The following is a 25,751-nucleotide window of genomic DNA, read 5'->3' as shown; positions in this document are numbered from 1 at the left end:
GTGAGCATGCTCCGTGAAATGTCCGTGCCCACCGGCCCGGCTGTGGCGGAACTGCTGCCGCAACTCTCATCGATTCTCGACGGGAACTCCGATGACGCGAACTGCGATGCGGTGCTGCCGGTGCCCGCCGGTGACGACAGAGAAGCGGGACGTCTGCGCGGCGCGCTGTCTCCCGGTTCGCCGATCCAGCCCGAGGCCGCGCTCGTCGTCGCGACGTCCGGTACCACCGGGACCCCCAAGGGTGCGATGTTGTCGGCCGACGCACTACGAGCGAGCGGCACCGCTACACACGATCGGCTCGGCGGGCCGGGCAGTTGGTTGTTGGCCCTGCCGGCTCATCACATCGCGGGATTGCAGGTGCTCCTGCGCAGTGTTCTGGCCGGGACGCGGCCCGAGATACTGGACGTCTCCGACGGTTTCGACCCGTCGCAGTTGCCGGCGGCGGTCGGGAGAATGTCGGGGCGTCGGTACACGTCCCTGGTGCCGACGCAGCTGGTCAAGGCGCTCGGCGACCCGGCGGCGGCGGAGGCGTTGGCGGAGCTGGATGCGGTGCTGCTCGGCGGGGCCGCTACACCGGTGCCGTTGCGAGAACGCGCGGAGGCGGCCGGGATCAACGTGGTGCGTACCTACGGCATGAGCGAGACCGCAGGCGGGTGTGTCTACGACGGTGTGCCGCTCCGCGGGGTGGAGATCTGGATCGTCGACGGCCGGGTGGTGCTCGGCGGCTCGACAGTCGCGCTCGGCTACCGCGGGATGCCGAATCATCCGGCTTTCGCCGACGCAGGGCGTTTTCGCACGGACGACGCCGGAGTGCTGACCGACGGTGTGCTGTCGATAACCGGCAGGCTCGACGAGGCCATCTCCACCGGCGGGCTGACAATCGTGCCCCAGGTCGTCGAAGCCGCGGTCGCAACGCATCCTGCGGTGCGCGAATGCGCGGTGGTCGGCTTGCCCGACGAACGCCTGGGCGAGCGAGTCGCGGTGGCGATCGTCGCTTCGGCGGCAGTGACGTTGGCGGACCTGCGCGCACATGTGGCGCTCACACTCGACGCCACGGCTGTGCCGCGGGAGTTGTACATCGTGGAAACGCTGCCCACCAAGGGGCCTGGAAAGATCGATCGGTCGGCGTTGCGGGCAGCGCTCGCGCCCCGCCGGCCCGCGGTGTGAATCACCACCGAGTGACCTGAAAGCCCCGGGCGTGGAAGCATCGCGTACATGAGCACACTGGTCTGCTTCCATGCCCACCCCGACGACGAGGTCTTCACCACTGGCGGGATCATGCGCCTGGCCGCGGATGCAGGCCACCGCGTCGTGCTGGTCACTGCCACCGACGGCTCGCGCGGTGAGAGCCCCGAGAACATTCTCGCCGAGGGCGAGACTCTGGCCGAGCGGCGGGAGAACGAGTTGACGAGGTCCGCTCAGGCGCTGGGAGTGCACCGCATCGTCCTGCTCGGCTACCCCGATTCCGGCATGGCGGGCACGCCCGAGAACGACGACCCCGCTGCGTTCTGCAATGCCGACGTCGACTCTGCGGCGCGCAAGCTCGCCGATGTACTGCGGGAGGAGAACGCTGACGTCCTCACCATCTATGACCCCAACGGAGGATACGGCCACCCCGACCACATCAAGGTTCACTTCGTCGGCCTCCGCGCCGCAGAGTTTGCAGGTACCGAACACCTCTACGAGACGACGACCAACCGCGATCACATGAAGCAGTTGATCGCGGCGAATCCGTCCTGGTCGGAGGAGGATGCTCCCCAGGATGTGGAGACATTCGGGCTGCCCGCATCGGAGATCACCACCATCGTCGACGTCAGTAGCGTCATGGGGCCCAAGCGGCAGGCCATGGAGGCGCACGCAACGCAGATCGGCGACTTCGGGCCATTCTTGGCCATGCCACCGGAGACACTCGAACTCGTCTTCGGCCGCGAGTGGTTCAGGCGAGTCGGCGGCGGCCCCGGACTCACGGAGACGCAATTGCCCCTGTAGCCCTTGGTGGTTCCACGCTGACACCCGAACACCCACAGACGTACCGGTAGCAGGCACCGTTGCGTCCTTTCAGCATGTTAAGGATCGGAAAACAGACCGCGAGACGGTATGGTGGGCCGGAATGCAACGCGGAGATGCGCTTAGTTGCCGCGCACGAATGGGGATGGGAGGCCACGAGCAGCCATGATGTCGTCGGTCGGCATGTCCATGGGCTCGAGCGGAATCCGCGCGGTCCGAACCTCCGACGGGCAGGAGTTCTCGGTCGAATGGTTCCCGTTCGCGGGGCCGGTACCCGATGCAGAGGATGTCGCGCACGCCATCCGCACGATCGTCGACCGTCCCGATGCTCCGCATTCACTCGGTGTCGCATTCCCCGACCCCGATCACAGCGCGAAACTGAAGACCGCGCTGGTCGAGGAATACGTCTCCGAGGTACACATCATTTCGGAGATAGCCGGGACGATCGAGAAGCTGCGAACAGATCCAGATTTCGCGTATCGCACTGTCGCCATCTATGACTTGGGTGCATCCGGGCTCGAGATGACGATCGCGGACGTCGAGAGCGGCACCATCTACGCGGCGACTCGGTTACGTGACTTCAGCGGAGCCCACATCGACGACACTGTCCGCGACCACCTGTTGACGCTCGACATACTCGCGGTGCCGCGCACGTCGGAGGAAGAGAACTCTCTCCTCGATTTCAGCCGCGAGATCAAGGAAGCCCTCTCCACGCACCAGGCGACGCAGACCTCGGACGGTCGGTTCCGGCTGATGGACCGGCGCATGTTCGAGCTTCAGATCATCCGCTCCGCGGAGCGGTCTGCGATTGCACTGCGCGATCTCGCCGAGATGAGTGAGATCCCTCCCGAGGTGGTCGTGACAATCGGTGGTGGAGCACACATCCCCCTCATCGAAGAGGTACTGCAGCGTTACCTCGGCATTCCGGTTTTCGCACCGCCCGATCCGGAGTTCATTGCCGCGCAAGGCGCCGCTTTGTATGCCAGCCGGGTGGATGGAACGCGTCCGGTTGCCCCCGCCACCTCACGCAGAAGCGCGAAAACCATGTTGACGCCATTGCTGCGGTTCGGGCTGCCGTCGATAGTCGCTCTCGGGTTTCTGTCCTGGATACTGTGGCCGTCGCCTCCGCCGGATCACTCGGTCACCGGAACCCCCGACACCTCCGTCGAGGACGCGGTAACCGTCGGGACCAGCGCGTCGACCACCCGCGCCACGTCGTCCACGAGCTCCCCTGCCGCCGACACACCACCGCCGGCTCCGCCGCCGCCCACTCCGCCACCGGCGCTCGACGGCAAAGTGGCAGGCGATTCCGGAGGCTATTCCTCCGGAGGCTATTCGTCCGGAGGCTATTCGCCCCGGGGGTATATCGCGCCCGCAGCGCCGCCACCGCCTCCCCCACCGCCACCGCCTGCGTTCAACCTGCCTCGAATAGACGTACCGCAGATCCAGCTGCCGCACATTCAGCTACCCCCGCCCCCTCGACTACCGTTCTCCTGAGCCGGGACCTCTTGCGTAGCGCCTGTTCCCGATACGCAAGGATCAACGCATGGCCACCACTGCTGAATGGATCGAAGGCGCACGCCCGCGCACTCTCCCCAACGCCATTGCTCCCGTCCTCGTCGGAACCGGTGCGGCAGCCTCACTCGGGGATGCGGTGTGGTGGAAGGCGCTACTGGCACTGACGGTCTCGCTGGCGCTCATCATCGGCGTCAACTTCGCCAACGACTACTCCGACGGCATTCGCGGCACCGATGACGACCGGGTCGGGCCGATGCGGCTCGTCGGCTCGGGTGCAGCGACTCCAGCATCGGTCAAAGCCGCAGCCGTTGGATGCCTCGCAGTCGGCGGCGTCGCTGGTCTGGTTCTCGCCGCGACGACGGCGTGGTGGCTCGTCCTCGTCGGCGTCGTGTGCATCGCGGGTGCGTGGTTCTACACCGGAGGGAAGAAGCCGTACGGGTACAGCGGGCTCGGCGAAGTTGCGGTCTTCGTATTCTTCGGTCTTGTCGCAGTGCTAGGAACCCAATTCGTGCAGGCAGAACGAGTCGACTGGGTGGGTCTCGTCGCTGCGATCGCCGTCGGATCGTATTCCAGCGCGGTACTGGTGGCGAACAATCTGCGTGACATCGACACCGATCCCGCCTCCGGCAAACACACCCTCGCGGTGCGGTTGGGCGATGCCCGCACGCGGATGGTTCATCTCGCGCTGATGATCATCCCGTTCGCGGTGACGGTTGCACTCGTCGCGAGGACGCCGTGGGCGTTGGTGGCGCTGCTCGCGCTACCGCTGGCAGTACGCGCGAACAAGCCGGTACGTACCGGCGAGACAGGGTTGGCGCTCATTCCTGCCCTCCGCGACTCCGGGCTCGCGATGTTGGTGTGGGGTCTCGCGACTGGAGCTGCGCTGGCATTCGCCTAGCGCTTGTCGGGAACGAATGCCCCCAGCAGGAAGTTCACGATCGAGATGATCAGTGCGCCCCAGAAAGCCGCTCCGAAGCCGGTGATCAACAGTCCGTAATCGGTCGCCGTCGAGATCCACGCCGTCAACATCAACATCAGGGCATTGATGACGAGGGTGAACAACCCGAGCGTCAGAATCAGAAGCGGAAGCGAAAGCAACTGCACCACCGGCTTGATGAAGGCGTTCACGATGGTGAACACCGCCGCAATTCCCGCGAGGACGATCAAATCCCAGCCGTTACCGCGCCCGGAGCTGCTGAGGTCGATTCCGTCGACCCACTGCGCCGCAAGCCAGATCGCGACTGCGTTGATGACGAGCCGTACGAGAAATGTCATGCCAGAGACCCTAGTTGGTGAGGGCCGAGGTAGCCATGGATGGCCGCCGGGACGGTGCCACTACGGGACCAAGGATTCGATCCGCTCGCGCAGCCGATCAGGCTGGCGCACGATCTCGAGGAAGCCTTCGTCAGCGCCTCGAAGCAGGCCGAGCAGCAGGTGCTCACAGCGGATTTGCGAATCCTTGTGCGCGATAGCCTCACGCAACGCCAGCTCCAGTGCCTTCTTCGCGCCCGACGCGAATGCGATGTGCCCCGACTTTCGACGCAGCCACCCCCGCTTCTCGTCGGCGGGTCGGTCGAGCGCACCTTCGCCGAACGTGGCTTCGAGGCTCGCGCGGACCGCATCGAGATCGATACCGATCGATTCCAGCGCCTTCGAATCACCGTCGCCCAGCGCGATTCCGTCGGACAACCTCGATCTCACCGACTCGGAGGTGTACCCCTCACCTTCCAACGCGTCACGGAGCCCAGGCTTTGCCGATGCGATGACACCCAGAAAAACGTGAACGGGTTCGATTCGTGTCGCCTTCAGGTGTCGCGCTTCCCGCTGGGCTGCGATGACAGCCTCACGCGCGTCACTCGTGAACTTCTCGAACATTTTTCTCGCTCCTAGTTTCCGTTGTGCTTCTTGTGCACGGCTTGCTTGCTCACTTCGAGCGAGTCGGCGATCGATTGCCACGACCACCCCTGTCGTCGGGCGTTGCGTACCTGAATTGCCTCCAGTCGCTCGAGTAGACGACGGAGCGCAAGGACGGCCCGTAGACCCTCCTTCGGATCCGGGCTACCGGCTGCGGCCGCGAGTGTTGTTGCTTCGGTCATGAGCGTCAACCTACGTTGACACCCGGGTTTCGTCAACCTTGATTGACGTGCCGATACGAACCGGTGACGACGCATACCCTGGAACTCGTGAATACCGCGAACCTCACCCGGACCGAGACACGACGCCGATCGCGCCACATCACCAATGTCGCCTATCGCGTCGAGTTGGATCTGCGAGGCGCAGCCGATCCCGCGACGGACACTTTCGCAACGCGGACCACCGTCACGTTCGACGCCACCACCGCGTCGACATGGTTGGACTTCATCGGCCCCGAGGTGTCGGCGGTTACCGTCAACGAAGCGTCCGCCCCGGTGGATCACGATGGCTCACGCATTCAACTCGTCGGCCTGAGTGCACACAACACCGTCGTCGTCGACGCCCTCGCTCGGTACAGCAGATCAGGTGAGGGACTGCATCGTTTTTTCGATCCGGTGGACGAGAACGTGTACCTCTACACCCAGTACGAACCCGCCGATGCCAGACGCGTGTTCGCCGGGTTCGAGCAGCCCGACATCAAGGCCACGTTCACATTCGAGGTGAGCGCCCCTGCGGAATGGGAGGTGCTCTCCAATCGGACCGGCACACGGTCGGGTGAAACTGTCACATTCGCCCCGACGCTACCCATCTCCACGTACATCACCGCCATCGCCGCAGGGCCCTACCATCGCGCCGAGTCCTCATGGACGAGAGGCGATCTGACCGTCCCGCTCGCGGCTCTGTGCCGCGCCTCGCTGGCAGAACACTTCGATGCCGATGACATCTTCGACATCACGGCCCAAGGACTGGACTTCTACCACGACACATTCGGCTTTCCCTACCCGTTCGGAAAGTACGATCAGATCTTCGTTCCCGAGTACAACCTCGGTGCGATGGAGAATCCAGGGCTCGTCACCTTCACCGAGTCGTACGTCTTTCGTTCTGCTGCAACGCAAGCGCAGTACGAGCAACGCGCCAACACCATCCTGCACGAGATGGCACACATGTGGTTCGGCGATCTCGTCACCATGGAGTGGTGGGACGATCTCTGGCTCAAAGAGTCGTTCGCGGACTTCATGGGCGCCTACACCTGCGCGCATGCAACGCGATTCACCGATGCATGGGTGAGCTTCGCCAACCGTCGCAAAGCGTGGGCGTACCTGCAGGACCAACTCCCGACCACGCATCCGATCGTCGCCGACATCCCCGACCTCGAAGCCGCCAAACTGAACTTCGACGGCATCACCTATGCCAAAGGCGCAAGCGTCCTCAAGCAGCTCGCCGCATACGTCGGCGAGGATGCATTCTTCGAAGCGTCACGCCGATACTTCGCCGAGTTCGCCTTTTCCAACACCACTCTCGCGGATTTCCTGACGCACGCCTCGGCCGCGTCGGGACGAAACCTGGACGATTGGGCCGCCGCGTGGCTGCAGACCAGCGGCGTATCGACACTGTCGTACACGGGCCCGTCGATCGAGCAGAGCGATCCGCGTCCGCATCGCCTCGCTATCGGCCTCTACGACTTCGATTCCGAAGGCGATCTCGTCCGTACCGAGCGCCGCGAGATCGACATCACCGCCGCAAGCACGCCGATCGAATTGCCGAGCGCCGCACTCGTTCTACTCAATGATGACGACCTCACCTACGCCAAGATTCGTCTCGACGACCGTTCGCTGCGGACGATTCGATCCTCACTCGACCGCGTCACCGACCCTCTTGCCCGCGGGTTGATCTGGTCGGCCCTGTGGAACGCCACCCGCGACGCCGAACTCGACCCGCGGACCTTCATCGAGATCGCGTCGACCTTCGCCGCCGCGGAGAACAAGGTCGCACTCCTCGGCGCTGCGGTCACCAATACTCGCTACGCACTCGATCACTATCTCGACGAGCCCGATCAACCGGCACAGGATTGGCTGGCCACCTGCTGGAGACATCTCGAAACGGCCGATCCCGGCAGCGACGAGCAGATCACCTGGCTTCGCGCGGTGGCCGCGGCGGCGCAGGTGTCCGATGCACGGTCGGGCCAGATCGATCGCGTACTCGACGGCACCCTTCCGCTCGAAGGACTCGACCTCGATCCCGAGCAGCGGTGGATGCTACTGAAGTCGCTGAGCGCGAACGGACGGGCCACCACGAGCAGACTCGACGGTGAACTCGAAACGGACGGAACGGCCTCCGGACGAAACTCGTATCGGGCGGCGATCGCTGCGCAACCCACACCCGAAGCGAAAGCGCGGGCGTGGTCCGACCTGATCGATTCCGACGGGTTGTCCAACGACGCGGTCGACGCCACCGTCGAGGGCTTTCGAGCAGGAGGACGGCGCGATCTCCTTGCGCCGTACGACAGGCGGTACTACGAGGTGATTGCGCGATTGTGGTCGAGTCGGAGCATCGAGATCGCGCGTCGGCTCGTCATCGGGCTGTTCCCCCAACAGGACTCGACCTCAGCCGCGGATGCATGGTTGGAAGAACACGAGTGGGCGCCCGCTGCACTGCGCCGATTGGTCATCGAGCAACGAGATCACCTGGCCCGGTCGCTACGCGTACGCCGAGCGTTTCCGCCACGTACATCTCTGTGACATCTCAGAACTGGCTGCGCCGGCGTAATGGCCGGCGCAGCCAGGGGATTCAGGCTCCGAGAACCATACTGGCGACGGTGGTTGCGCTCTCGGCGCTGCCACTGCTGATCAGCTGAATGATGACCTCAGCGATGATCTTTGCGATCAAGTCCATAGTTACTCCCTTGTGTGAAGTACCCCCCGACGGGATACCGGCGGACCCAAAACTGTTGAGGCCGTTTGTGCTCGGCCACAACGCATGAAATGTAGCAGCTGTATTTTGTCCAATCTTCGAGGTTGGTCCCCGACTATGGGGCTGACCAGTACCGTTGCGCGGTCCAATGATTTGACTCACACGTGGGATTGGCGGTGGTGGACCGAGGACAACGAGCAGACTCACCGTTCTCCTACCGAACGACTACGCTGTGGACGCATGGCACACAGTGCGTTCTCGACGTCGACTCTCGCCACTTCCGCGCTCGCGGCAGGTGGCCTGTTGGGCGGGTTCGCCGTGGCACGCCAAACCGGGAACAGGCAGCTCGGCGGCGCCGTGCTTGCCGCAGTCGGGGTTGCGTGCACGACCTCGTGGAACGCGTCCTCGGGCCCGAAGGTGGCCGGCGCTCTGCTCGGCACCTACCTGTTCGGGTTCGGCGCCTCGCACCCGCTGGCGAAGCAGATCGGCGCTTGGCCCGCTGTGTGCGTGGCAGCGGGAGCGACGGCAGCAGCGTCGGTCGTACTCACCAGCCGCGACTAGGCGCCCTGGACCTCGAACTCTCCGGTCCGAGCGAACTGCTCGAGCACCTCGGTCGGCCCGGCCAGTTCCATGCCTTGCTCTGCCACCCAGGCGTCGTCGAAGTACGTCCCCGCGTACCGCTCGCCACCGTCACACAGCACGGTGACGACGCTACCGCTGCGGCCGGCGGCGATCATCTCGGCGATCAACACGAACGCACCCCAGATATTGGTTCCCGTGGACCCGCCCACGCGCCGACCCAGGACGGTGGAGACATAGCGTGCCGCTGCCACCGAGGCCGCGTCGGGCACACCGATCATTCGGTCGATCACTTGCCCCACGAACGACGGTTCGACGATGGGTCGGCCGATGCCTTCGATTCGTGAGGATGCACCGGTTGTGATTGTGGAATCGCACTTCTCGAATCCACCCAGGAACGCGGAATTCTCCGGGTCGACCACCGCCAGCCGTGTGGCGTGACGCCGATATCTGATGTAGCGCCCGATGGTTGCGCTGGTGCCACCGGTTCCCGCTCCGACGACCACCCAGGTGGGGATGGGCGAGTCCTCACAGGCGAGCTGGCCGTAGATCGACTCGGCAATGTTGTTGTTGCCGCGCCAATCGGTGGCGCGCTCGGCATGAGTGAACTGGTCCATGTAGTGCGCGTCGGGTTCCGCGGCGAGGCGGTGCGCTTCCGAGTACATGGCAGCGGGGTCGTCGACGAAGTGGCAACGGCCGCCGTGGGATTCGATCAACGCGATCTTCGCCGGGCTGGTGTTGCGCGGCATCACGGCAACGAAACGGAGACCGAGCAACCGAGCGAAGTAGGCCTCGCTGACGGCGGTCGATCCGGACGAGGCTTCGATGACGACGGTGTTCTCGGTGACCCAGCCGTTGCAGATGGCGTAGAGAAACAGCGACCGAGCAAGCCGGTGTTTGAGACTGCCCGTGATGTGGGTGGACTCATCCTTGAGGTAGAGCTGTACGTTCCATGCCGACGGCAGCGGGTAGCGAAGCAGGTGAGTGTCGGCAGAGCGCTGCGAGTCGGCCTCGATGAGCCTGACCGCGTTGTCGACCCATTCACGGGAGGCGGATCGGTCGACGATTCGAGTCATTACTTTTCGTCCTCGCCGCGGAGTTTCGCCTGCAGATCCGCGCGGGCGCGTCGGCGTTCCTCGTCCACACCGGCGATCGATTCGTTGACGCGAATGCGGAGAGACTTGAACAACACGAGCGAGAGCGGCAGCGAGATCAGTACGCCGAAGACTGCCGCGACCAGAACGGGGACCTCGACTCCGACGAGCAGGCCGACCCCGATGATCACCGCAGAGATGACGATGACCAGTAGCAATCTGGCGCCGCTGTAGAGCGCCACGTCTCGGAACAACTGTCCCTTCGTGGCAGTGGGCACCGGGGGAGTCTCGCGTTCGTTCACGCGCTCCAGGCTACCGCCCGGCCCGTTGCCGCCCCCCTGCCGTCCCGACGAAAGTGCCCGATTCGGACAGTCCCGCTTATCCGGTTTGTCCATTACCTCCCCTTTACCAACAGAAGATCAGTCGAGTACCTAGGGGTTCGGGTGCCACCATGGGTGTCGATCACTTAGTTGCTACATCCATTGTTCGGCAGTGAGCGTTCTCGACGAGCTCCCCACTGCACAGAACACAGCATGCAGGAGGACACGACAAAGATGAGCGCACCAACTCTGCACACCGCTCAGGATTCACTTCTCACCCCTGGCCAGGTAGCCGCGCTCTTCCATGTCGACCCGAAGACGGTGACCCGCTGGGCACACGCAGGCCGACTTGGATCATTGCGCACACCCGGTGGACACCGCCGGTTCCGCGAGGCCGAGGTAATGCAACTCCTCACCTCGCTGACCACGGAGGCAGCCCAGCGCTAGAGCGCTGGCCGAGCGCGCCCAATTCTCAGGAAACTGCGAGGCCGCGTGGGGTGCACACCGCATCCCCACGCGGCTACTCTGGTATCAGAGGAGGTGCGTCGTGATCTATCTTTTGGCGTTGATCGGCTTGGTGGCAGTGATCGTTTTGTTTTGGAAGGCGTTCGGACCCACAACGCAGGCACCCGCGGGAAGGGTCGTCGGACCCGATGACGATCCGGAGTTCCTGTGGCGAATGAACCGTGATTCCCGCCGGTCCGGTCCGGGAAGTCAGGACACCGGAAAACACGATTCGACCGAATAGTCGAGTCACCACCGGCCAAGCAGCCCGTTTCGTCAGAGACGGGCTGCCCTCATCTGGTCAGCGAGTTCGCTCGATCAGCGATAGAGATGCCCACCCGGCCGCGCACTCGGAAAACCAGATGCGACGGCTGCGGCCAGCTCCAACACTGCTGCACGCGTACCCCTCTTGAGCCGGTTCAAGTCCACCTCCGCGCCCTCTTCGAGGTGCGGGTCGAACGGAATCACCACCACCTGCCGGCAGCGCTGCTCGAAATGCTCCACCACCTTCACAAGGTCTACCTTCGCAGCGCGCGGGCGCACCGCGTTGACCACCGCGACCGAGGATCGAACCAACTCGCGGTGGCCGTGTGCATCGAGCCAGTCCAACGTCGCCGAAGCGCTCCGAGCGCCGTCGACCGAACTCGAGCTGACCACGACGAGGGCGTCCGAACCGTCGAGAATGTTGGTCATCGCCGAATGCATAAGGCCCGTACCGCAATCCGTCAGCACAATGCTGTAGAACCGCTCCAGCAAAGACACCGCTCGGTCGTAGTCCTCGCCACTGAATGCCTCGGATACGGCTGGGTCGGTGTCGGAAGCAAGAACCTCCAGCCTGAAGCTGTTCTGTGAGGTATACCCGCGAACATCGCTGTAGCGGTGCAGATCGTCGATGTCCCGCAGCATGTTTCGCACCGTCGCCGGGGTCTGCAGCGGAACCTTCTGGCTCAGCGTTCCCCGGTCGGGGTTGGCGTCGACGGCGATGACGCGGTCACCGCGAATATCGGCGAACATCGAGCCCAGGGCGGCCGTGGTCGTCGTCTTTCCGACGCCGCCTTTGAGGCTCAGCACCGAAATCCGGTAGCAACCCACGAGATGCCGATCCACCTGCTGGGAGAGCCGATGCTCCCGCTCGTCGCGAGTCGAGTTTCCGAGGTTCACTCGCCGTCCACTCGCGGCGTAGAGCCACCTACGCCATCCCGACACAGGCGGCGGCTCCTGCTGCTTGACGAGCAACGAGTTGGTCAGATCGAGAGCGGACGCAGCCAGCGAGGACGGCGGCGGCTCGTACACCTGCGGTTCGTACAGCGGGGGCTCGTGTTGACGGAACGGCGCCACTGTTCCTTCCACCGGCATCGGCACCGGAACAGACCGTAAGCCGGTACCAGCCGACATGCCGCCCGGCTCGGAACCGGACTCGGGCTTGTCCGACAACGCCGTCTGCTGCCCTGAACCCGGCCCAGACTTCGCCGGCCCAGACTTCACCGGGTCGGACTTGACCGAGTCGGCTTTGCGCGCACTCTTCGGCTCGGGCTCTGCCGGCTGTACCGGCTGCCACGAATTCTGTTGCCACTCCCCCACGACATTCCCCCATCGCCGACGACCGAGCCGAAAAGCTGCGGCCTCCCCACGGCCTGCTAGTTCTGGCCAGTTAGTTCAGACCCGCGTAGGAGTGTAGTCCCGAGACCACCATGTTGATGATGAACAGGTTGAACAGCATCGCGGTGAAGCCGGCGATGTTGATCCACGCTGCTCGGGTGTTCCGCCACCCCGCCGTTGCCCGCGCATGCAGGTACGCGGCGTAGATGATCCAGGTGATGAAGGACATCGTCTCTTTGGGGTCCCAACCCCAGAAACGTCCCCACGCGGCCTCGGCCCAGATGGCTCCGAGGATGACGCCCGCGCCGAAGAGCGGGAACGCGATGATCGTCGTCTTGTATGCGAGCCTGTCCAGGGCCTGCGCGTCGGGCAGCTTGGAGGCGAAGCGCCCCCAGAATCCCGCGCTCTCCGATCCCGCCTCCTGCTTGATGCGCAGCAGGAACAACAGGCTCGCGACACCCGACACCAGGAAGATGCCGCTGCCGACGCTCACGATCGTGACGTGAATCGGCAGCCAGAACGAGCGAAGTGCGGGCACGACGGGTGCCGCGTCGGCGTAGAGCATCGTGGCCGCGAGGAACATCAGCACAATGATCGGCGCGAGCACGAACACCAGCATCGGCCGCATCGAACGCCTACGGAGCAGCAGAATCGAGGTCAGGGCGGCCGCAGCGGTGGCCATGGCCACGAACTCGTACATGTTGCCGAGGGGGAACCGCTCGGTGGCGAAGCCTCTCAGCACGACTGACGCGATGTGCAGAACCAGGCCCAGAATGAGCAGCGCGAAGCCCATCCCGGACAAACGCTCCGAAAGCGGGCGTTTCGGTGTCTCGACCACGCGGCCGGGAACACCCTCACGCGCAACGGGACCGCCGCTGCCCACCAGTTCCTTCTCCTGCACGGCCGTAGCTCGCGCCGACGCATACTGCGCGATGAGCAGGACGAACGCGAGCACATAGATCGCAAAGGCGGATTCGAAAGACCAGTCGCTGTACTGCGAGAGTGTCTCGTTGATCGGCATCTATCGGTTCTCCTGGTCTTTCTCGACGCTCGTGTCATTCTTGTCGCTCGTGTTCGGGGCGTCTGTCGGATGTGCTCCAGCCGTCAGTCGCTCGCAGAGCCTGTCGAACTCGTCTCCCCAGCCCGCCTGATCGGTTCGGGCCAGTCCCCCAAGTTCTACTACAGTACGTCGTGTGTCCGGTTCGGTGTGGAGTCGGACCCACACTCGACGTCTCTTGACCACCAGCGACACAAGAAGTCCGCCCATCATCGTCAGCGAGAACAGCAGAACCCATGTCTGTGCTGGGTCGTGCGAGACCTGCAGGTTGACGAACTCTTCTGCACCGTCGAACCGGACGTTGGTTCCATCGGACAGCGTCGAGCTTTCGCCCGGCATCAGGTTGACGCGGTCCTGCTTCACCAACCGGCCCTGGTTGATCATTTCCTGATTCAGCGAGAACAGCGATTGCGGGTAGCCCGTATCGAGTCCGGTGTCGCCACGATAGATGTCCACGGCGACAGCCGGGTCGGTCATCGCCGGAAAGCTCGAAGACATCAGGTTGCCGTGGAAGGACGCCGTCGGCGCGAACAATCCCTCGATCGCGATCTGGTTGCTGCGGCGATCGGCCGGCTCGGGGTACAACCCGCCTGGTGGGTCGATGCGGAGCACCCCGCTCGAGAGGAAGGTCGTGGCATCGGTCGGCTGCCACTGGATGGTCTCGGTCCGCGTCTCACCATTGGGGAAGGTCACCGTGAACGTGGGCGCGTAGCCGTGTCCCTGCAGGTAGACCCGGTCGCCGGCGACCCGAAGCGGATGGTTGACCTGCAGTACCTCCTCGCGCCAGACGTTGTTCGTCAGATCCTCGCCGGCCTGGTATTCGATGTTGGAGGTGAACATCTCGGCCTGGCCGTTCTCGAGGTAGTCGGCCTTGAAATCCTTGACGCGGATGCACAGCGGTTCGAGCCCGGTGCCGTCGACCAGCTGGCCCGCGCGGAACCCGTCGTAGATGGCCGGGGTCGTGCTGCAGAAACCGGGACCGTCGTTGGCGATGACGATGACGTTGCCCTCGTAACCGAACACCTTCCCGAGCGCAATAGCGGCGAGCAGGCCGACGAGCGAGAGGTGGAAGACAAGGTTGCCGAACTCGCGGAAATAGCCCTTCTCGGCCGAGAGCGTCACCTCCTCGCCTGAGGGTCGGCGGGCCACTCGCCATCCGCGCAGCTGGCTCTCGATCTCGTTCGCCGATTCCTCGACACCGTTGTCGACGGTGTAGCGACGGTGATGCGGCAACCGCGAGAGGTTGCGGGGGGTGGGCACCGGCTTGGTGCGCAACGCACGGCCATGTTCGATACAGCGCGGAACGATGCAACCGATGAGAGAAACGAACAGCAGCGCGTAGATGGCGGTGAACCAGAAGCTGGAGAACACATCGAAGAGTTCGACCCGGTCCATGAGCGGCCCGAGCGTCGGCCGCGCCGCGATGTACTCGTCGACCTTCCCCTGGTTGAGGCTGCGCTGCGGAACCAACGCGCCGGGTATCGCCGCCAAGGCCAGCAGGAACAGCAGCACCAACGCCGTACGCATGCTCGTCAGGCTCCGCCACGTGTTGCGGCCCAGCGCGACAACCCGACCCACCGCCGACTGACGGGGCGGCCGAGGCTCGGGCCGCGTGTCCAAGGCCGTCATAGAGCTACCTTTCTCATATCGGCAGCACCACATCGGAGACGAACGCGTCGCGAATCCAGCTCACGAACACGTCCCACGCGCCCGTGACGAGCGCAATTCCCACTGCTATCAACATGATTCCGCCGAAGACCTGTACCTGTCGTGCATGTGTGCGGAGCCAACCGACTCCGCGGAGCGCACTCACCGAGCCGTACGCGAGCAGTACGAACGGCAACCCGAGCCCGAGGCAATACGCGATGATGAGGATCACTCCGCGCGCGGCCGTCGCGCCTTCGGTTCCGGCGGCGAGCGAGATGACGCCGGCGAGGGTGGGGCCCAGGCACGGCGTCCACCCGAGCGCGAATACGCCGCCGAGCAGTGGCGCCCCTGCGAGAGAGCCCACGCGGCGCGGCTCGAAGCGCACATCGCGCTGCAGCGCGGGAACGAGACCGATGAACACCAGTCCCATTGCGATGGTGACAACGCCGCCGACCCGCATCAGCAACTCGCGGTTGACCTGCAACACCGAGATGGCGCCGAAAACAGTTGCAGTGGCGAGCACGAACACGATGGTGAACCCGAGTACGAACAATCCGGCCGCTCCCGCGACCCTCAGTCGACTGGACGCTCGAACCTTCGTTTTCGTCGCCTCGGAAGCGGTCACCGCGGGTTCGTCGGCGCCGACGACGCCGGCGAGGTACGAGAGGTAGCCCGGTACCAGCGGAACCACACACGGTGACGCGAACGACACCAGCCCGGCGAGCACGCAGACTCCGATGGCTAGGACGAGGGGGCCGGTCGACGCCGTCGTTTGGAAGCTCTCACCTATACCTGCGAGATAGGAAGTATCGGCGAGATCGTTCGTGCTCACTGCTGCTCAGGCTCCTCGCGCGCGACCCGCTCGACGACGGGCTGCAAGTCCTCGGCGAGAAGCTCCCGAAGGAACACTGCGGCGACGCGGTGCTGCCTGTCGAGAACGACCGTCGTGGGGACCACTGAAGTCGGGATACCGCCGAGGGCGGTCAGAGTGCGCATCGGCGGGTCGTAGATCGATGGGTAGCTCACGTTGTTGTCGATGACGAAGTCCTGCGCCTTGTCCTGAGCGTTGTCGCGCACGTTGATACCGAGGAACTGAACGCCCAAGTCCTTCGTGTTCTCGTAGACCTCTTCGAGATCATCGGCCTCGCCGCGGCACGGACCGCACCACTGACCCCAGACGTTGAGAACCACGGCCTCGCCCTCGAAGTCCGACAGCGAGGTGGTAGCGCCCTCATCCATCAGGTCGGGACCGGACAGCTCGCCGACGGCACCGCGATCGGAAGGCGGATCGTAGAAGATGTCGGTCTGACCGCCCGGGGAGACGAAGTCGAACGTTCCCCCGGTTGCCACCGCGTCGGTACCCGTCGCACATCCGGAGACGAGCGCGAGTGCCGAAGCGGCGGCAGCAGCGGAGACGAGAAACCTACGCACCGGCTACCGTCGGATCGCTCGCACCGGCCGGCTCCGAGTACACGATGTCGACGAGAGTGTCACCCTCGTACACCAGTGAGGTCAGCGAGGCCAGGCTGCACTGACGATGCCGGGGGTCGTGCCAGAGACGGTCGCCCTGCAGGAATCGACGCAGGGTCCACACGGGCAACTGGTGACTGACGCAGACCGCTTCGTGCCCGACGGCGGCGACGCGGGCCGAGTTGACCGCGGCCAGCATGCGGTGCGCGATCTGCAGGTACGGCTCGCCCCAGGACGGGGTGAACGGATCGCGAAGCTTCCACCAGTGCCGCGGCCGACTGAGCGCTCCGTCGCCGACGGCAACCCGCAATCCTTCGAACTGGTTACCTGCTTCGATGAGTTTGTCGTCCTCAGCGATGCTCAGACCGTGCGCGGCCGCAATGGGTCCCGCAGTTTCCTGCGCGCGCTGCAACGGAGAGGCGACGACATGCGTGATGTCGTGCCCGGCCAGCGAGTCCGCGACGGTCCTGGCCTGCGCCTGTCCGGTTTCCGAGAGATGAAACCCGGGCAGGCGTCCGTACAGAATGCCCTTCGGGTTGTACACCTCGCCGTGCCGGAGCACGTGGACGATGGTGCGCGTGCTCTGGTGCGGATGCGTATCGGCGTTCGAATCGGGAGGGGTGCTCACGAGGTTCCTGCTTCTGCTCGGGCCGCGGCGCGCGCGGCGTCGGGAAGGGCGTCGGCGATGATCGAGAATGCGTCGTCATCGAGGGCGGCCGATACGAACCACGCTTCGAACGCGCTGGGCGGCGGGTACACCCCGCGCGAGAGCAGACCGTGGAAGAACGCTGGGTATCGCCAGGTCTCAGCGGCTTTGGCGCCCGCGTAGTCGGTGACCGGCCCGTCGGAGAAAAACACGCTCACCATAGTGCCCGCGTACTGGACGTGGTGTTGCACGCCGGCCTCGGTCAGGGCGCCGGCGAGCAGTCCCCCGAGCCGCTCGGAATTGCGCTGCAGCTTCTCGTAGACGGCGGCGTCGGCGAGCTGAAGGCTGGCGAGACCGGCTGCCACCGCAACGGGATTACCGGAGAGTGTGCCTGCCTGATAGACCGGCCCGGCCGGTGCCAGATAGGCCATGACGTCGGCTCGACCACCGAAGGCTGCGGCCGGGAGACCGCCACTCATGACCTTGCCGAAGGTGTATAGATCGCCGGCCACGCCGTCGATGCCGAACCAGCCGGCAGCGCTGACGCGAAAGCCCGTCATCACCTCGTCCATGATCAACAGTGCGCCGTTGTCGGTGGCCAGGCGCCGAAGACCGGCGTTGAAGCCGCTGACCGGTGCGATCGCACCCATGTTTCCTGCGGCTGCTTCGGTGATGATGCAGGCGATCTGTCCGGGATTCTCGGCGAACGCCGCTTCGACGGCAGCGAGATCGTTGTACGGCACCACGATGGTGTCCGAGGCCTGCGCACCGGTGACGCCCGGTGAGGTGGGGAGACCGAAGGTGGCGAGGCCGGACCCGGCGTCGGCGAGCAGCGCGTCGACGTGACCGTGGTAGCAGCCGGAGAACTTGACGATCTTGGTGCGCCCGGTGAAGCCGCGCGCCAAACGGACCGCGCTCATGGTCGCCTCTGTGCCTGAATTCACAAGCCGGACCTTCTCCACCGGCCCGACTCGACCCACGATTTCCTCCGCGAGCTCGATTTCACGCTCGGTGGGAGCGCCGAACGAGAGGCCGGTCGACGCCGCCTTCTGCACTGCCTCCACCACGACCGGGTGAGCGTGCCCGTGAATCATCGGACCCCACGAGCAAATGAGGTCGACGAAGTTGTTTCCGTCGGCGTCGATCATGGTGTATCCGCTGGCCTCGGTGATGAACCGTGGAGTTCCGCCGACCGAGTGGAACGCGCGGACGGGCGAGTTCACCCCGCCGGGAATGACCGCGCTCGCGCGCTCGAAGAGCTGGGCCGAGATTGGGGCTTCGTCGCCGGTGGAAACAGTCACAGCTTCCAGTGTTCCAGGTTCACCGGGGTCGCCAACTACAGGGCGTAATATTTCAGCCTTTTGCGTCCTTCTTGTCCTTCTTGCCCTCGTCCTCGTCGTCGGGCACGAAGATCATCGCCACAAGAATCAAGGCCCAGATACCGAGTGGCCACATCGGCCAGAACTCGTTCGCCTGTCCGTCGGACACGGACTGGAACCCCCAGATTCCGGTCATGACGACGAAACCGCCGAACCACCAGCGCCACTCGTCGAAGTACTCACGCCAGTTCTTCGCAGTTTTCGATTCGACCGGAGCCTTCGCGCCGGGTAGACCGGGAAGGTCGTCGGTCACCACCGCCAGTTCGCCTCGCGTGGAAGAACTCCAGACTGCGTCGAGACGCTGTTCGTACTCGGCCAGGGTCAACCGACCCTCCGCCATTGCAGAGCCGAGCACCCTTGCGACCTCCTCGCGTTCGGCTGTGCCGACGCGCAGCTTCCCGGTCCTGTCGATGTCGCCGTCGCCGCTCATCTTCCCGCCCTGCCTTGTCTTCGGTACCGTCCGTCCTGTTCGAAAAGCCAGATTACCGCCGCGGTTGCCGACGGTCACGGGTTGTCGCGGAACCGTACGCAGTGGTGCGCGGTAGGGTTCGATCCGGTGTGGCCGGTACCTGCTCGTTCGGTGGCCCCCACCGTGACCCGAACGACGCGAGCCTAGGACGCACTGTGCCCCGTAGCCTCTACCGCACCATCGTCGAGGCGACGCGCAGCCGGGTGAGCACGTGAAGCGGTTCGTCCCCCGTCGTACGAAAACCGAGCGCGTGGATGTAGCCGCGCTCGTGGCGTCGGCGACGCTGCGCATTCCCGACCCGGCTCTCGGCCCCGCCCGCGCGATCGCCCGACGCATCCTCATGGCTGTCGCGGCCCTGTTCCTCGCGGCCGGCGTGGTGTACCTGGGCAGGTCGGGCTACCGCCATGTCAATGGCACGGAACTGACATTCGTCGACGCGTTCTACTACGCCACGGTCTCGTTGTCGACCACGGGCTACGGCGACATCTCGCCGATCACTCCGAGAGCACGGTTGACCAATATCGTGGTCATCACTCCGCTGCGCGTGGTGTTCCTGGTGCTGCTGGTCGGCACCACCCTGTCTGCACTGACGGAAACATCGCGTCAGATCACCCGCATCAAACGGTGGCGACGGCGGGCATCCGGCCACACGGTCGTCGTCGGGTACGGCACCAAGGGCCGAGCAGCCGTCGACGCGGTGCTGGCCGCAAACCGAAGGGCCAAGGTGGCCGTCGTCGATTCGCATCCCCCTGCGCTCGAGGCGGCGTCCGCGCGCGAGCTGACGACCATTGCAGGTTCGGGTTCTCAACGGGGAGTGTTGGCGGCTGCGGCGGTCGATCGAGCCGAATCGATCATCGTTGCAGTCGACCGCGACGACGCCTGTGTGCTGGTGACCCTGACAGCGCGGCAGCTGGCACCCTCGGCGCGGATCGTCGCCGCGGTCCGTTCGTCTTCCAGCGTCAAGATCTTGAAACAGTGTGGCGCTGATACCGTCGTCGTCTCGCAGGAGACCGCCGGGCGGCTGCTCGGGGTGGCGACGAGTTCACCGACTGTCGTCGAGGCCTTCGAGCACCTGCTCTCTCACGAACGCGGCGCCTTCATCACCGAACGAGCAATCAGTGCGCACGAGCACGGCCGGTCGCCGATCGATTGCGAAAAACACGTGCTCGGCGTGGTGCGCGAGGGAGCACTTCACCGCCTCGGGCGCTCTACCGACGACCGACTCGCGCCGGGCGACCGTCTGCTGTACCTACGTTCCGACCAGGGATAACAACCGTCGCCCTCAGCGCGAGGAGAACGAATCGATGATGGTAGGTATGATCATCCACTGGTGCGCCGGGAAGTCTGGTCGGCAACAATTTCGCGCTGCGCATTGTCCTCTAGGGCCTGGCGTAGCACCTCGACCGCAATTTCAGAAAGGCCACAATCCGTGACCGATCCTGCCAGTCCGCGCCGCAGCCTTCCGCTGTTTTCACGCGGATCATGGTCCGAAACCGACCGCATTGCAACCATTCTTCGCAAGGAGACAGTCGGCGGAGCATTGCTGCTCCTCGCGACCGTGATTGCCTTGATCTGGGCCAACTCACCGTGGTTCGAGTCCTACAACACACTGATGGCGACGACAGTCGGACCGTCGGCACTGCACCTCGATCTCTCGCTGTCGACGTGGGCTGCGGACGGTCTACTGGCAATATTCTTCTTCGTCGTAGGGCTCGAACTGAAACGCGAGTTCGTCGCAGGCGATCTTCGCGACCCCGCGCGAGCGGCCCTACCGATCGCCGCGGCAGTCGGCGGCATGGCCATCCCAGCGCTCATCTTCGTGCTGGTGAACCTGCGTACCGGCGACGGTGCTCTGATGGGTTGGGCCATCCCTACCGCCACCGACATCGCGTTCGCGGTGGCCGTTCTCGCGGTGATCAGCACCCACCTTCCCGCGTCCCTGCGTACGTTTCTGCTGACGCTGGCGGTGGTCGACGATCTGTTGGCCGTCACCATCATCGCCGTCTTCTACACCGACGAGATCAACTTCGTCGCGCTCGGCTTGACCATCATCCCCCTTGGACTGTTCACACTGGCCGTCCAGAAGCGCATCCGGTCGTGGTGGATCCTCATCCCGCTCGCGGTGATCACGTGGGTTCTGATGCACGAGTCCGGCGTCCACGCCACCGTCGCCGGAGTGCTCCTCGGATTCGCGGTGCCGGTCATGCGCAGCAAGGCTGCCGGCGGTCCCGACGCAGGACCGGGCCTCGCCGAGCACTTCGAGCACAAGGTGCGACCGATATCGGCAGGGATCGCGGTGCCGTTGTTCGCGTTTGCCGCCGCCGGTGTCACAGTCGGTGGATTCTCCGGTCTGATCAGTGCGTTGACCGACCCGATTGCGATCGGCATCATCGCCGGCCTCGTCATCGGCAAGACCATCGGCATATTCGGCACGACCTACCTGGTCTCGAAGTTCACCCGGGCAACACTCGGCGCCGGGCTGAAGTGGCTCGACGTGGCCGGTGTCTCGATGCTCGCCGGTATCGGATTCACGGTATCCCTGCTCATCGGAGATCTGGCCTTCGGCGAAGGCACTCAGCGCGACGACCACGTCAAGGTAGGCGTTCTGGCTGGCTCGTTGATCGCGGCGACGCTCGCCGCACTGATCCTTCTGAGTCGAAACAAGGCGTACCGCTTGATTCACATCGAAGAAACGCGTGACGACGACCACGACGGCATTCCCGACGTCTACCAGCAGAAGAACGACTGACGACCGTCATTGATCCCCGGCGAGACCCACCCCGCCGGGGTATCGATGGTTCTCGGCGAAGCTGCGGTACACCTCCTCGGGCGAACCTCCAGTGTTCAAGAACTCGTCGAGCTCGCGCGCGAGGTGCCCGGCCTGCGCGGAGAGCATGTCCGCCGCGCTGCGCACGTCAGCAGAGGACGACTGCGACCCGGCCGCTGCCAGCGTCAGTGCATAAGCCCCGGTCGCCGCCAACGACATGTCCGCCTGCGGGTCCCGGAAATAGTAGGTTTCCGAGTACTGCGCAAGATCCATGTCGGCCTGAGTCAGCGCGGCAGTTACCGAGGCGAGCACCTGGTAGGCAATGCTCGCTTCCCCGTCGCGCACCGTGCGTTCGCCGTCTGTGCGGGAGAGCAGTGACAACTGCCGAGCAGCGGCACGGCGTTTCACCAAGGCGGGGTACACCTGCAACACCCAGGAGATCGCCGCCGTGAACAGGATGAACCCCATCAGCGCCTGAAGCGGGATCGCAATCCGGAGCGCGGAGTACGCCGGTGTGATGTCACCGAATCCGAGGGTCGCGGCAGTGACGATCGAGAGGTACAACGCCTTGACGGGATTGGACGAATCCTGCAGGGTCAGCGAACTCGAATAGTAGAACCCGTCGACTATGTGGGGCAGGTAGATGAGTGCCCATCCGACGACGAGGAGCATGGCCCACGTCATCGCGGTCAACACAATGCCCACCGGCCCTACCGAGCCCAGCGCATTACCGCGCCGACTCGTCGCGCGGGCCACGCGCCACACCGTCGCAAAGATCGCCCTGGACACTGTGCCCAGCCCCCGCGGATGCCACAGGGTTGCGTAGATATCGCGCAGACCCAAGGCGATCAGCAGTGCACCCGCGATCGTCGAGATCCACGTCATGATCGAAGCCATGTCAGCGCTGCGCAGGGATGTCGGCCAGCGCGGACTGATCGCCGAGTTGTTCGGAAGAAATGACGCTCGAGCTCCCGTCGGTCATCGTGGGGGTCGCGGTGAGCAGCTTGCGTCCGGGCCCCGATCGAACGCGCGAGGCGTCAGGGCGCCCGGTGATCACCAGGCAGGCCGTGGGAGTCGGTGCCGCGTCGGTTGTCGTGTGCGTCGTCCGATGCAACCATCTTCTCGGCTGCGGCCTTGTCGACGTCACCGGCGCCGGAGCGCTTCTTGACGTCCGGATCCAACTTGTTGGCACGCTCGTATTCAGCGTCGAGCTCGTCGCGCGAGCTGGCTGCGTCGCCCATGTGGGTATCGGCTTGCAGGCTGAGCCTACGAGCCTCGGCAGCCTTCGCCTCGGCGTCTGCCTGCGCACGGCGAGCTCGCGCAGCACTCTCGTCGGCCAGGGCTTGGCGCTCCTCGACCTCCGGTGTGCGTTCGGCCGCATTCTCGCGGATATGCGCCGCCTCGACGCGTTTGTGTGCCTGCCGCTTGCGTGCGATCGCCAGCGCAACGGCGACGATGAGCAGAACAACCACGACCGCGACAACGATCCATACTGCTGTGTCCATTTCGAGCCCCCAGCCTTTGTAGTCGAATAGCTCGGTTACCCGCCATCGGGTTCCGCAAACGAACTGCTGGAGTTTGCGCCACGAACAAGGCCGCTGGAAAATATTTCAACCGTGTTACCCCTGCATTACACTGGCTGTATGGAGGCACAACACGAACCGGCACGGTACTCCTGGCCCGACGGCTTCCGGGAGCACCTGATCCGCGAATTCGACGGCTTCAGTCCACTCGTCACGCGCGCGCTCGAAGACAACGGCGCATCCCTCTTCCACGACGGCCCCTACGGCCGAAGTACGTTCTGGGCGCGGCTTCGACACTTCGGTCGCGAATACCTCTGGCCCGCCTGAAAGAACCGATCGACGCATGTGACCTCGCAAGATTCTGCGGCAGGTTACCGTCGAGTATGACAACCACAACGGATCACCTCCGCAACACTTTGGATGGCCGCTGGCGTGATGTGAAGAACGAAGCCCGCGCACAACTCGCGCGGGAGGAGTTCCGTCCGCACTACACACCCAACACCGCGATAGCCCGCAGCAAAGCCTTCGAGCAGATGAAGATTCTCGCTCAGCACGGGGCAGCACAAGACGGCTTCAAGAAAGAACACGGCGGTACCGGCGATGTCGGCGCTGCGGTCACGATGATCGAGACGCTCGCCATGTCGGACCTGTCGTTGATGGTCAAGGCAGGCGTGCAATGGGGTCTGTTCGGCGGGGCCATCGAAAATCTCGGCACCGAGCGTCACCACGACGCCTACGTTCGCCCGCTCATCGATTTGGAACTGCTCGGATGCTTCGCGATGACCGAGACGGGCCACGGCAGCGACGTCCAGGCACTCGAGACAACGGCGACGTTCGATCCGGCGACCGACGAGTTCGTCGTGCACTCACCGACACCGTCCTCGCGCAAGGATTACATCGGCGGCGCAGCCGAAACGGCCACCGTGGCAGCTGTCTTCGCACAGCTCATCACGGCGGGAGCGGGCGAGGAACCCGAGGGCCATGGGGTGCACTGCCTGTTCGTGCCGCTGCGCGACGAGAACGGTGACGACCTGCCAGGCGTGACCACCTCGGACTGCCAGTACAAGGGCGGCCTTCCCGGCGTGGACAACGGCAGAATCATGTTCGATCAGGTCCGCATTCCCCGGGAGAACCTGCTCAACAAGTACGCCGATGTGGCCCCGGACGGCACCTACACATCCCCGATCGAGAATCCGAGCCGCAGGTTCTTCACGATGCTCGGCACCCTCATCCGTGGGCGGGTCACGGTTGGCGGTAGCGCGGCCGCTGCGGCGCGGGTCGCGCTCGACATCGCCACTCGCTATGCGTTGCAGCGTAGGCAGTTCTCGGCGCCGAAGTCCGAGGAAGAGGTGCTCATCATGGACTACTTGGCGCACCAGCGACGACTGTTCCCGCTGATCGCGAAGTCCTACGCACTCCAGTTCGCGCAGAACGAACTCGTCGCGAAACTGCACGAACTGCAGACAACCGACAATCCCGACGCGGAGGAGCAGCGCGAACTCGAATCGCGTGCTGCCGGACTCAAGGCCGCCAACACCTGGCACGCCACGCGAGCGATCCAGGAGGCCCGCGAAGCATGCGGTGGCGCAGGGTATCTCGCCGAGAACAGGCTGATCTCCTTGAAAGCCGACACTGACGTGTTCACCACATTCGAAGGTGACAACCACGTCTTGACGCAGCTGGTGGCCAAGGAACTTCTCACCGCCTACGCCGACGACATCAAGGGCATGAGCCCTGTCGAGTGGGTCCGATTCGCGGCGGAGTTCGCGGGCGAGCGTGTCATCAAACGCACTGCGGCACAGACGATCATGCAAACCATCATCGACACCCGCCAGGACAACGAGGAAGAGGGATCACTCTTCAACCGCGGCACCCAGGTCAAGATGTTCGAGGACCGCGAGGACTACTTGTTGGCCACGGTTGCTCGGCGACTGCAGAGCAGGTCGAAGGAGACGAGCGAGTTCGACGCGTTCAACGCCGTGCAGGATCACGTTCTGCACGCCGCGAGCGCACACATCGACCGCATCATCCTGGAGGCGTTCGTCGCGGGTATTTCCTCGTGCGAGAACGACGAGGCGAGAGAGCTTCTCGAGCAGGTGTGCGACCTGTACGCGCTGTCGGTGATCGAGGAGGACAAGGCCTGGTTCATCGAACATCGCTATCTCTCGACCGAGCGCTCCAAGGCCGTTACCCGTGGGATCAACGAGCGGTGCCGAACTCTCCGTCCGCACGCCCGCACGATGGTCGACGGCTTCGGTGTGCCGGAGGAACTCCTCGGTGCTGCGATGCTCGGTCATCCGCAGGCCGGGTCCAACGAGGAGTCGGCCTCGAACCCGAGCAAAGCGTAG

27 protein-coding genes are annotated in these 25,751 nt (G+C 64.5%); 12 read left to right on the top strand and 15 right to left on the bottom strand.

Going from position 1 to position 25,751, the window contains the following annotated elements; translation table 11 throughout:
- The 4 genes from menE (at position 1) to KVY23_RS02885 (ending at position 4,423) form a co-directional block, all read left to right on the top strand.
- Positions 1–1,167 carry an o-succinylbenzoate--CoA ligase gene (gene menE / locus KVY23_RS02900; RefSeq protein WP_230555230.1) on the top strand — a complete coding sequence of 389 codons (1,167 nt, stop codon included), beginning with the start codon at positions 1–3 and terminating at the stop codon, positions 1,165–1,167.
- Between the two features lie 48 nt (positions 1,168–1,215).
- Complete coding sequence (locus KVY23_RS02895; protein ID WP_230555229.1) at positions 1,216–1,989, top strand: PIG-L family deacetylase; 774 nt, start codon at positions 1,216–1,218, stop codon at positions 1,987–1,989.
- 183 nt (positions 1,990–2,172) lie between these two features.
- On the top strand, positions 2,173–3,504 hold the full coding sequence (locus tag KVY23_RS02890; RefSeq protein ID WP_230555228.1) for a hypothetical protein: 1,332 nt from the start codon (positions 2,173–2,175) through the stop codon (positions 3,502–3,504).
- Positions 3,505–3,553: 49 nt separating this feature from the next.
- Positions 3,554–4,423, top strand: coding sequence for a 1,4-dihydroxy-2-naphthoate polyprenyltransferase (locus KVY23_RS02885; protein ID WP_230555227.1), 870 nt, complete (start codon positions 3,554–3,556; stop codon positions 4,421–4,423).
- On the opposite strand, the gene KVY23_RS02880 is transcribed toward KVY23_RS02885, so the two are convergent.
- Genes KVY23_RS02880 through KVY23_RS02870 form a run of 3 tightly spaced genes read right to left on the bottom strand, consistent with a single transcriptional unit; the run spans position 4,420 to position 5,621 of the window.
- Positions 4,420–4,800, bottom strand: coding sequence for a phage holin family protein (locus KVY23_RS02880; RefSeq protein ID WP_075839211.1), 381 nt, complete (start codon positions 4,798–4,800; stop codon positions 4,420–4,422). The genes KVY23_RS02885 and KVY23_RS02880 overlap by 4 nt on opposite strands.
- A gap of 60 nt (positions 4,801–4,860) precedes the next feature.
- Entirely contained in the window at positions 4,861–5,400 is a 540-nt protein-coding gene (locus KVY23_RS02875) for a Clp protease N-terminal domain-containing protein (RefSeq protein WP_075839210.1), read from the bottom strand.
- 11 nt (positions 5,401–5,411) lie between these two features.
- On the bottom strand, positions 5,412–5,621 hold the full coding sequence (locus KVY23_RS02870) for a helix-turn-helix domain-containing protein (protein ID WP_075839209.1): 210 nt from the start codon (positions 5,619–5,621) through the stop codon (positions 5,412–5,414).
- An 87-nt stretch (positions 5,622–5,708) separates the two neighbouring features.
- On the opposite strand from KVY23_RS02870, the gene pepN reads away from it, so the two are divergent.
- Positions 5,709–8,177, top strand: a complete 2,469-nt coding sequence (gene pepN / locus KVY23_RS02865) for an aminopeptidase N (protein ID WP_230555226.1) — start codon at positions 5,709–5,711, stop codon at positions 8,175–8,177.
- A 412-nt stretch (positions 8,178–8,589) separates the two neighbouring features.
- Positions 8,590–8,910, top strand: coding sequence for a hypothetical protein (locus tag KVY23_RS02860; protein ID WP_230555225.1), 321 nt, complete (start codon positions 8,590–8,592; stop codon positions 8,908–8,910).
- On the opposite strand, the gene KVY23_RS02855 is transcribed toward KVY23_RS02860, so the two are convergent.
- Together KVY23_RS02855 and KVY23_RS02850 are read right to left on the bottom strand one after the other, a co-directional pair.
- On the bottom strand, positions 8,907–10,004 hold the full coding sequence (locus tag KVY23_RS02855) for a PLP-dependent cysteine synthase family protein (RefSeq protein ID WP_075839207.1): 1,098 nt from the start codon (positions 10,002–10,004) through the stop codon (positions 8,907–8,909). The two genes, KVY23_RS02860 and KVY23_RS02855, sit on opposite strands and share 4 nt — an antisense overlap.
- Entirely contained in the window at positions 10,004–10,324 is a 321-nt protein-coding gene (locus KVY23_RS02850; RefSeq protein ID WP_075839206.1) for a DUF4229 domain-containing protein, read from the bottom strand. The genes KVY23_RS02855 and KVY23_RS02850 overlap by 1 nt, the downstream gene beginning before the upstream one ends.
- 252 nt (positions 10,325–10,576) lie before the next feature.
- On the opposite strand from KVY23_RS02850, the gene KVY23_RS02845 reads away from it, so the two are divergent.
- Both KVY23_RS02845 and KVY23_RS02840 read left to right on the top strand, forming a co-directional pair.
- On the top strand, positions 10,577–10,789 hold the full coding sequence (locus tag KVY23_RS02845; RefSeq protein WP_075839226.1) for a BldC family transcriptional regulator: 213 nt from the start codon (positions 10,577–10,579) through the stop codon (positions 10,787–10,789).
- 100 nt (positions 10,790–10,889) lie between these two features.
- Positions 10,890–11,090, top strand: a complete 201-nt coding sequence (locus tag KVY23_RS02840) for a hypothetical protein (RefSeq protein WP_230555224.1) — start codon at positions 10,890–10,892, stop codon at positions 11,088–11,090.
- Positions 11,091–11,164: 74 nt separating this feature from the next.
- On the opposite strand, the gene KVY23_RS02835 is transcribed toward KVY23_RS02840, so the two are convergent.
- The 8 genes from KVY23_RS02835 to KVY23_RS02800 all read right to left on the bottom strand — a co-directional run bounded on the left by KVY23_RS02835 (position 11,165) and on the right by KVY23_RS02800 (position 19,074).
- Positions 11,165–12,427, bottom strand: a complete 1,263-nt coding sequence (locus KVY23_RS02835) for an AAA family ATPase (protein WP_230555223.1) — start codon at positions 12,425–12,427, stop codon at positions 11,165–11,167.
- 70 nt (positions 12,428–12,497) lie between these two features.
- The gene (gene ccsB, locus KVY23_RS02830; protein ID WP_230555222.1) at positions 12,498–13,466 is read right to left on the bottom strand and encodes a c-type cytochrome biogenesis protein CcsB; all 969 of its coding nucleotides are present in this window, start codon (positions 13,464–13,466) and stop codon (positions 12,498–12,500) included.
- Positions 13,467–15,131, bottom strand: coding sequence for a cytochrome c biogenesis protein ResB (locus KVY23_RS02825; RefSeq protein ID WP_230555221.1), 1,665 nt, complete (start codon positions 15,129–15,131; stop codon positions 13,467–13,469).
- 13 nt (positions 15,132–15,144) lie between these two features.
- A complete protein-coding gene (locus KVY23_RS02820) occupies positions 15,145–15,981 on the bottom strand; it encodes a cytochrome c biogenesis CcdA family protein (protein WP_206509335.1) in 837 nt (278 codons plus the stop codon).
- On the bottom strand, positions 15,978–16,580 hold the full coding sequence (locus KVY23_RS02815) for a TlpA disulfide reductase family protein (protein ID WP_230555220.1): 603 nt from the start codon (positions 16,578–16,580) through the stop codon (positions 15,978–15,980). The genes KVY23_RS02820 and KVY23_RS02815 overlap by 4 nt, the downstream gene beginning before the upstream one ends.
- Positions 16,573–17,247, bottom strand: a complete 675-nt coding sequence (locus KVY23_RS02810) for a histidine phosphatase family protein (RefSeq protein ID WP_206509333.1) — start codon at positions 17,245–17,247, stop codon at positions 16,573–16,575. Before KVY23_RS02810 ends, KVY23_RS02815 begins: the two co-directional genes overlap by 8 nt.
- A complete protein-coding gene (gene hemL, locus KVY23_RS02805; protein WP_230555219.1) occupies positions 17,244–18,566 on the bottom strand; it encodes a glutamate-1-semialdehyde 2,1-aminomutase in 1,323 nt (440 codons plus the stop codon). Before hemL ends, KVY23_RS02810 begins: the two co-directional genes overlap by 4 nt.
- A gap of 52 nt (positions 18,567–18,618) precedes the next feature.
- Positions 18,619–19,074, bottom strand: coding sequence for a DUF1707 domain-containing protein (locus tag KVY23_RS02800; RefSeq protein WP_230555218.1), 456 nt, complete (start codon positions 19,072–19,074; stop codon positions 18,619–18,621).
- A gap of 250 nt (positions 19,075–19,324) precedes the next feature.
- Between KVY23_RS02800 and KVY23_RS02795 the strand changes: the two genes are divergently transcribed.
- Positions 19,325–20,383, top strand: a complete 1,059-nt coding sequence (locus tag KVY23_RS02795) for a TrkA family potassium uptake protein (protein ID WP_230555217.1) — start codon at positions 19,325–19,327, stop codon at positions 20,381–20,383.
- Between the two features lie 159 nt (positions 20,384–20,542).
- A complete protein-coding gene (gene nhaA, locus KVY23_RS02790; protein ID WP_230555216.1) occupies positions 20,543–21,862 on the top strand; it encodes a Na+/H+ antiporter NhaA in 1,320 nt (439 codons plus the stop codon).
- Between the two features lie 6 nt (positions 21,863–21,868).
- Here the strand turns inward: nhaA and KVY23_RS02785 are convergent, their stop codons facing one another.
- A complete protein-coding gene (locus KVY23_RS02785; RefSeq protein WP_230555215.1) occupies positions 21,869–22,777 on the bottom strand; it encodes a potassium channel family protein in 909 nt (302 codons plus the stop codon).
- A gap of 140 nt (positions 22,778–22,917) precedes the next feature.
- Positions 22,918–23,385 carry a hypothetical protein gene (locus KVY23_RS02780; RefSeq protein WP_230555214.1) on the bottom strand — a complete coding sequence of 156 codons (468 nt, stop codon included), beginning with the start codon at positions 23,383–23,385 and terminating at the stop codon, positions 22,918–22,920.
- A 138-nt stretch (positions 23,386–23,523) separates the two neighbouring features.
- Here KVY23_RS02780 and KVY23_RS02775 point away from each other — a divergent pair, with 138 nt between their 5' ends.
- Together KVY23_RS02775 and KVY23_RS02770 are read left to right on the top strand one after the other, a co-directional pair.
- Positions 23,524–23,730, top strand: coding sequence for an inositol 2-dehydrogenase (locus tag KVY23_RS02775; protein WP_075839198.1), 207 nt, complete (start codon positions 23,524–23,526; stop codon positions 23,728–23,730).
- A gap of 56 nt (positions 23,731–23,786) precedes the next feature.
- On the top strand, positions 23,787–25,751 hold the full coding sequence (locus KVY23_RS02770; RefSeq protein ID WP_230555213.1) for an acyl-CoA dehydrogenase: 1,965 nt from the start codon (positions 23,787–23,789) through the stop codon (positions 25,749–25,751).

It is taken from the genome of Rhodococcus sp. I2R, from assembly GCF_020889545.1.
Lineage (GTDB): Bacteria > Actinomycetota > Actinomycetes > Mycobacteriales > Mycobacteriaceae > Rhodococcoides.
The sequence above is the reverse complement of the archived record's forward strand: the minus strand, read 5'-3'. Positions and strand labels throughout refer to the sequence as shown.

Bases quoted from the DNA above. Each gene is read 5' to 3' on its own strand.
- KVY23_RS02800 (WP_230555218.1), bottom strand. From the start codon at position 19,074: ATGAGCGGCGACGGCGACATCGACAGGACCGGGAAGCTGCGCGTCGGC.
- KVY23_RS02870 (WP_075839209.1), bottom strand. From the start codon at position 5,621: ATGACCGAAGCAACAACACTCGCGGCCGCAGCCGGTAGCCCGGATCCG.
- KVY23_RS02890 (WP_230555228.1), top strand. From the start codon at position 2,173: ATGATGTCGTCGGTCGGCATGTCCATGGGCTCGAGCGGAATCCGCGCG.
- KVY23_RS02895 (WP_230555229.1), top strand. From the start codon at position 1,216: ATGAGCACACTGGTCTGCTTCCATGCCCACCCCGACGACGAGGTCTTC.
- KVY23_RS02860 (WP_230555225.1), top strand. From the start codon at position 8,590: ATGGCACACAGTGCGTTCTCGACGTCGACTCTCGCCACTTCCGCGCTC.
- KVY23_RS02845 (WP_075839226.1), top strand. From the start codon at position 10,577: ATGAGCGCACCAACTCTGCACACCGCTCAGGATTCACTTCTCACCCCT.
- KVY23_RS02875 (WP_075839210.1), bottom strand. From the start codon at position 5,400: ATGTTCGAGAAGTTCACGAGTGACGCGCGTGAGGCTGTCATCGCAGCC.
- KVY23_RS02825 (WP_230555221.1), bottom strand. From the start codon at position 15,131: ATGACGGCCTTGGACACGCGGCCCGAGCCTCGGCCGCCCCGTCAGTCG.
- KVY23_RS02785 (WP_230555215.1), bottom strand. From the start codon at position 22,777: ATGGCTTCGATCATGACGTGGATCTCGACGATCGCGGGTGCACTGCTG.
- KVY23_RS02780 (WP_230555214.1), bottom strand. From the start codon at position 23,385: ATGGACACAGCAGTATGGATCGTTGTCGCGGTCGTGGTTGTTCTGCTC.
- KVY23_RS02885 (WP_230555227.1), top strand. From the start codon at position 3,554: ATGGCCACCACTGCTGAATGGATCGAAGGCGCACGCCCGCGCACTCTC.
- ccsB (WP_230555222.1), bottom strand. From the start codon at position 13,466: ATGCCGATCAACGAGACACTCTCGCAGTACAGCGACTGGTCTTTCGAA.
- KVY23_RS02855 (WP_075839207.1), bottom strand. From the start codon at position 10,004: ATGACTCGAATCGTCGACCGATCCGCCTCCCGTGAATGGGTCGACAAC.
- KVY23_RS02775 (WP_075839198.1), top strand. From the start codon at position 23,524: ATGGAGGCACAACACGAACCGGCACGGTACTCCTGGCCCGACGGCTTC.
- KVY23_RS02880 (WP_075839211.1), bottom strand. From the start codon at position 4,800: ATGACATTTCTCGTACGGCTCGTCATCAACGCAGTCGCGATCTGGCTT.
- KVY23_RS02770 (WP_230555213.1), top strand. From the start codon at position 23,787: ATGACAACCACAACGGATCACCTCCGCAACACTTTGGATGGCCGCTGG.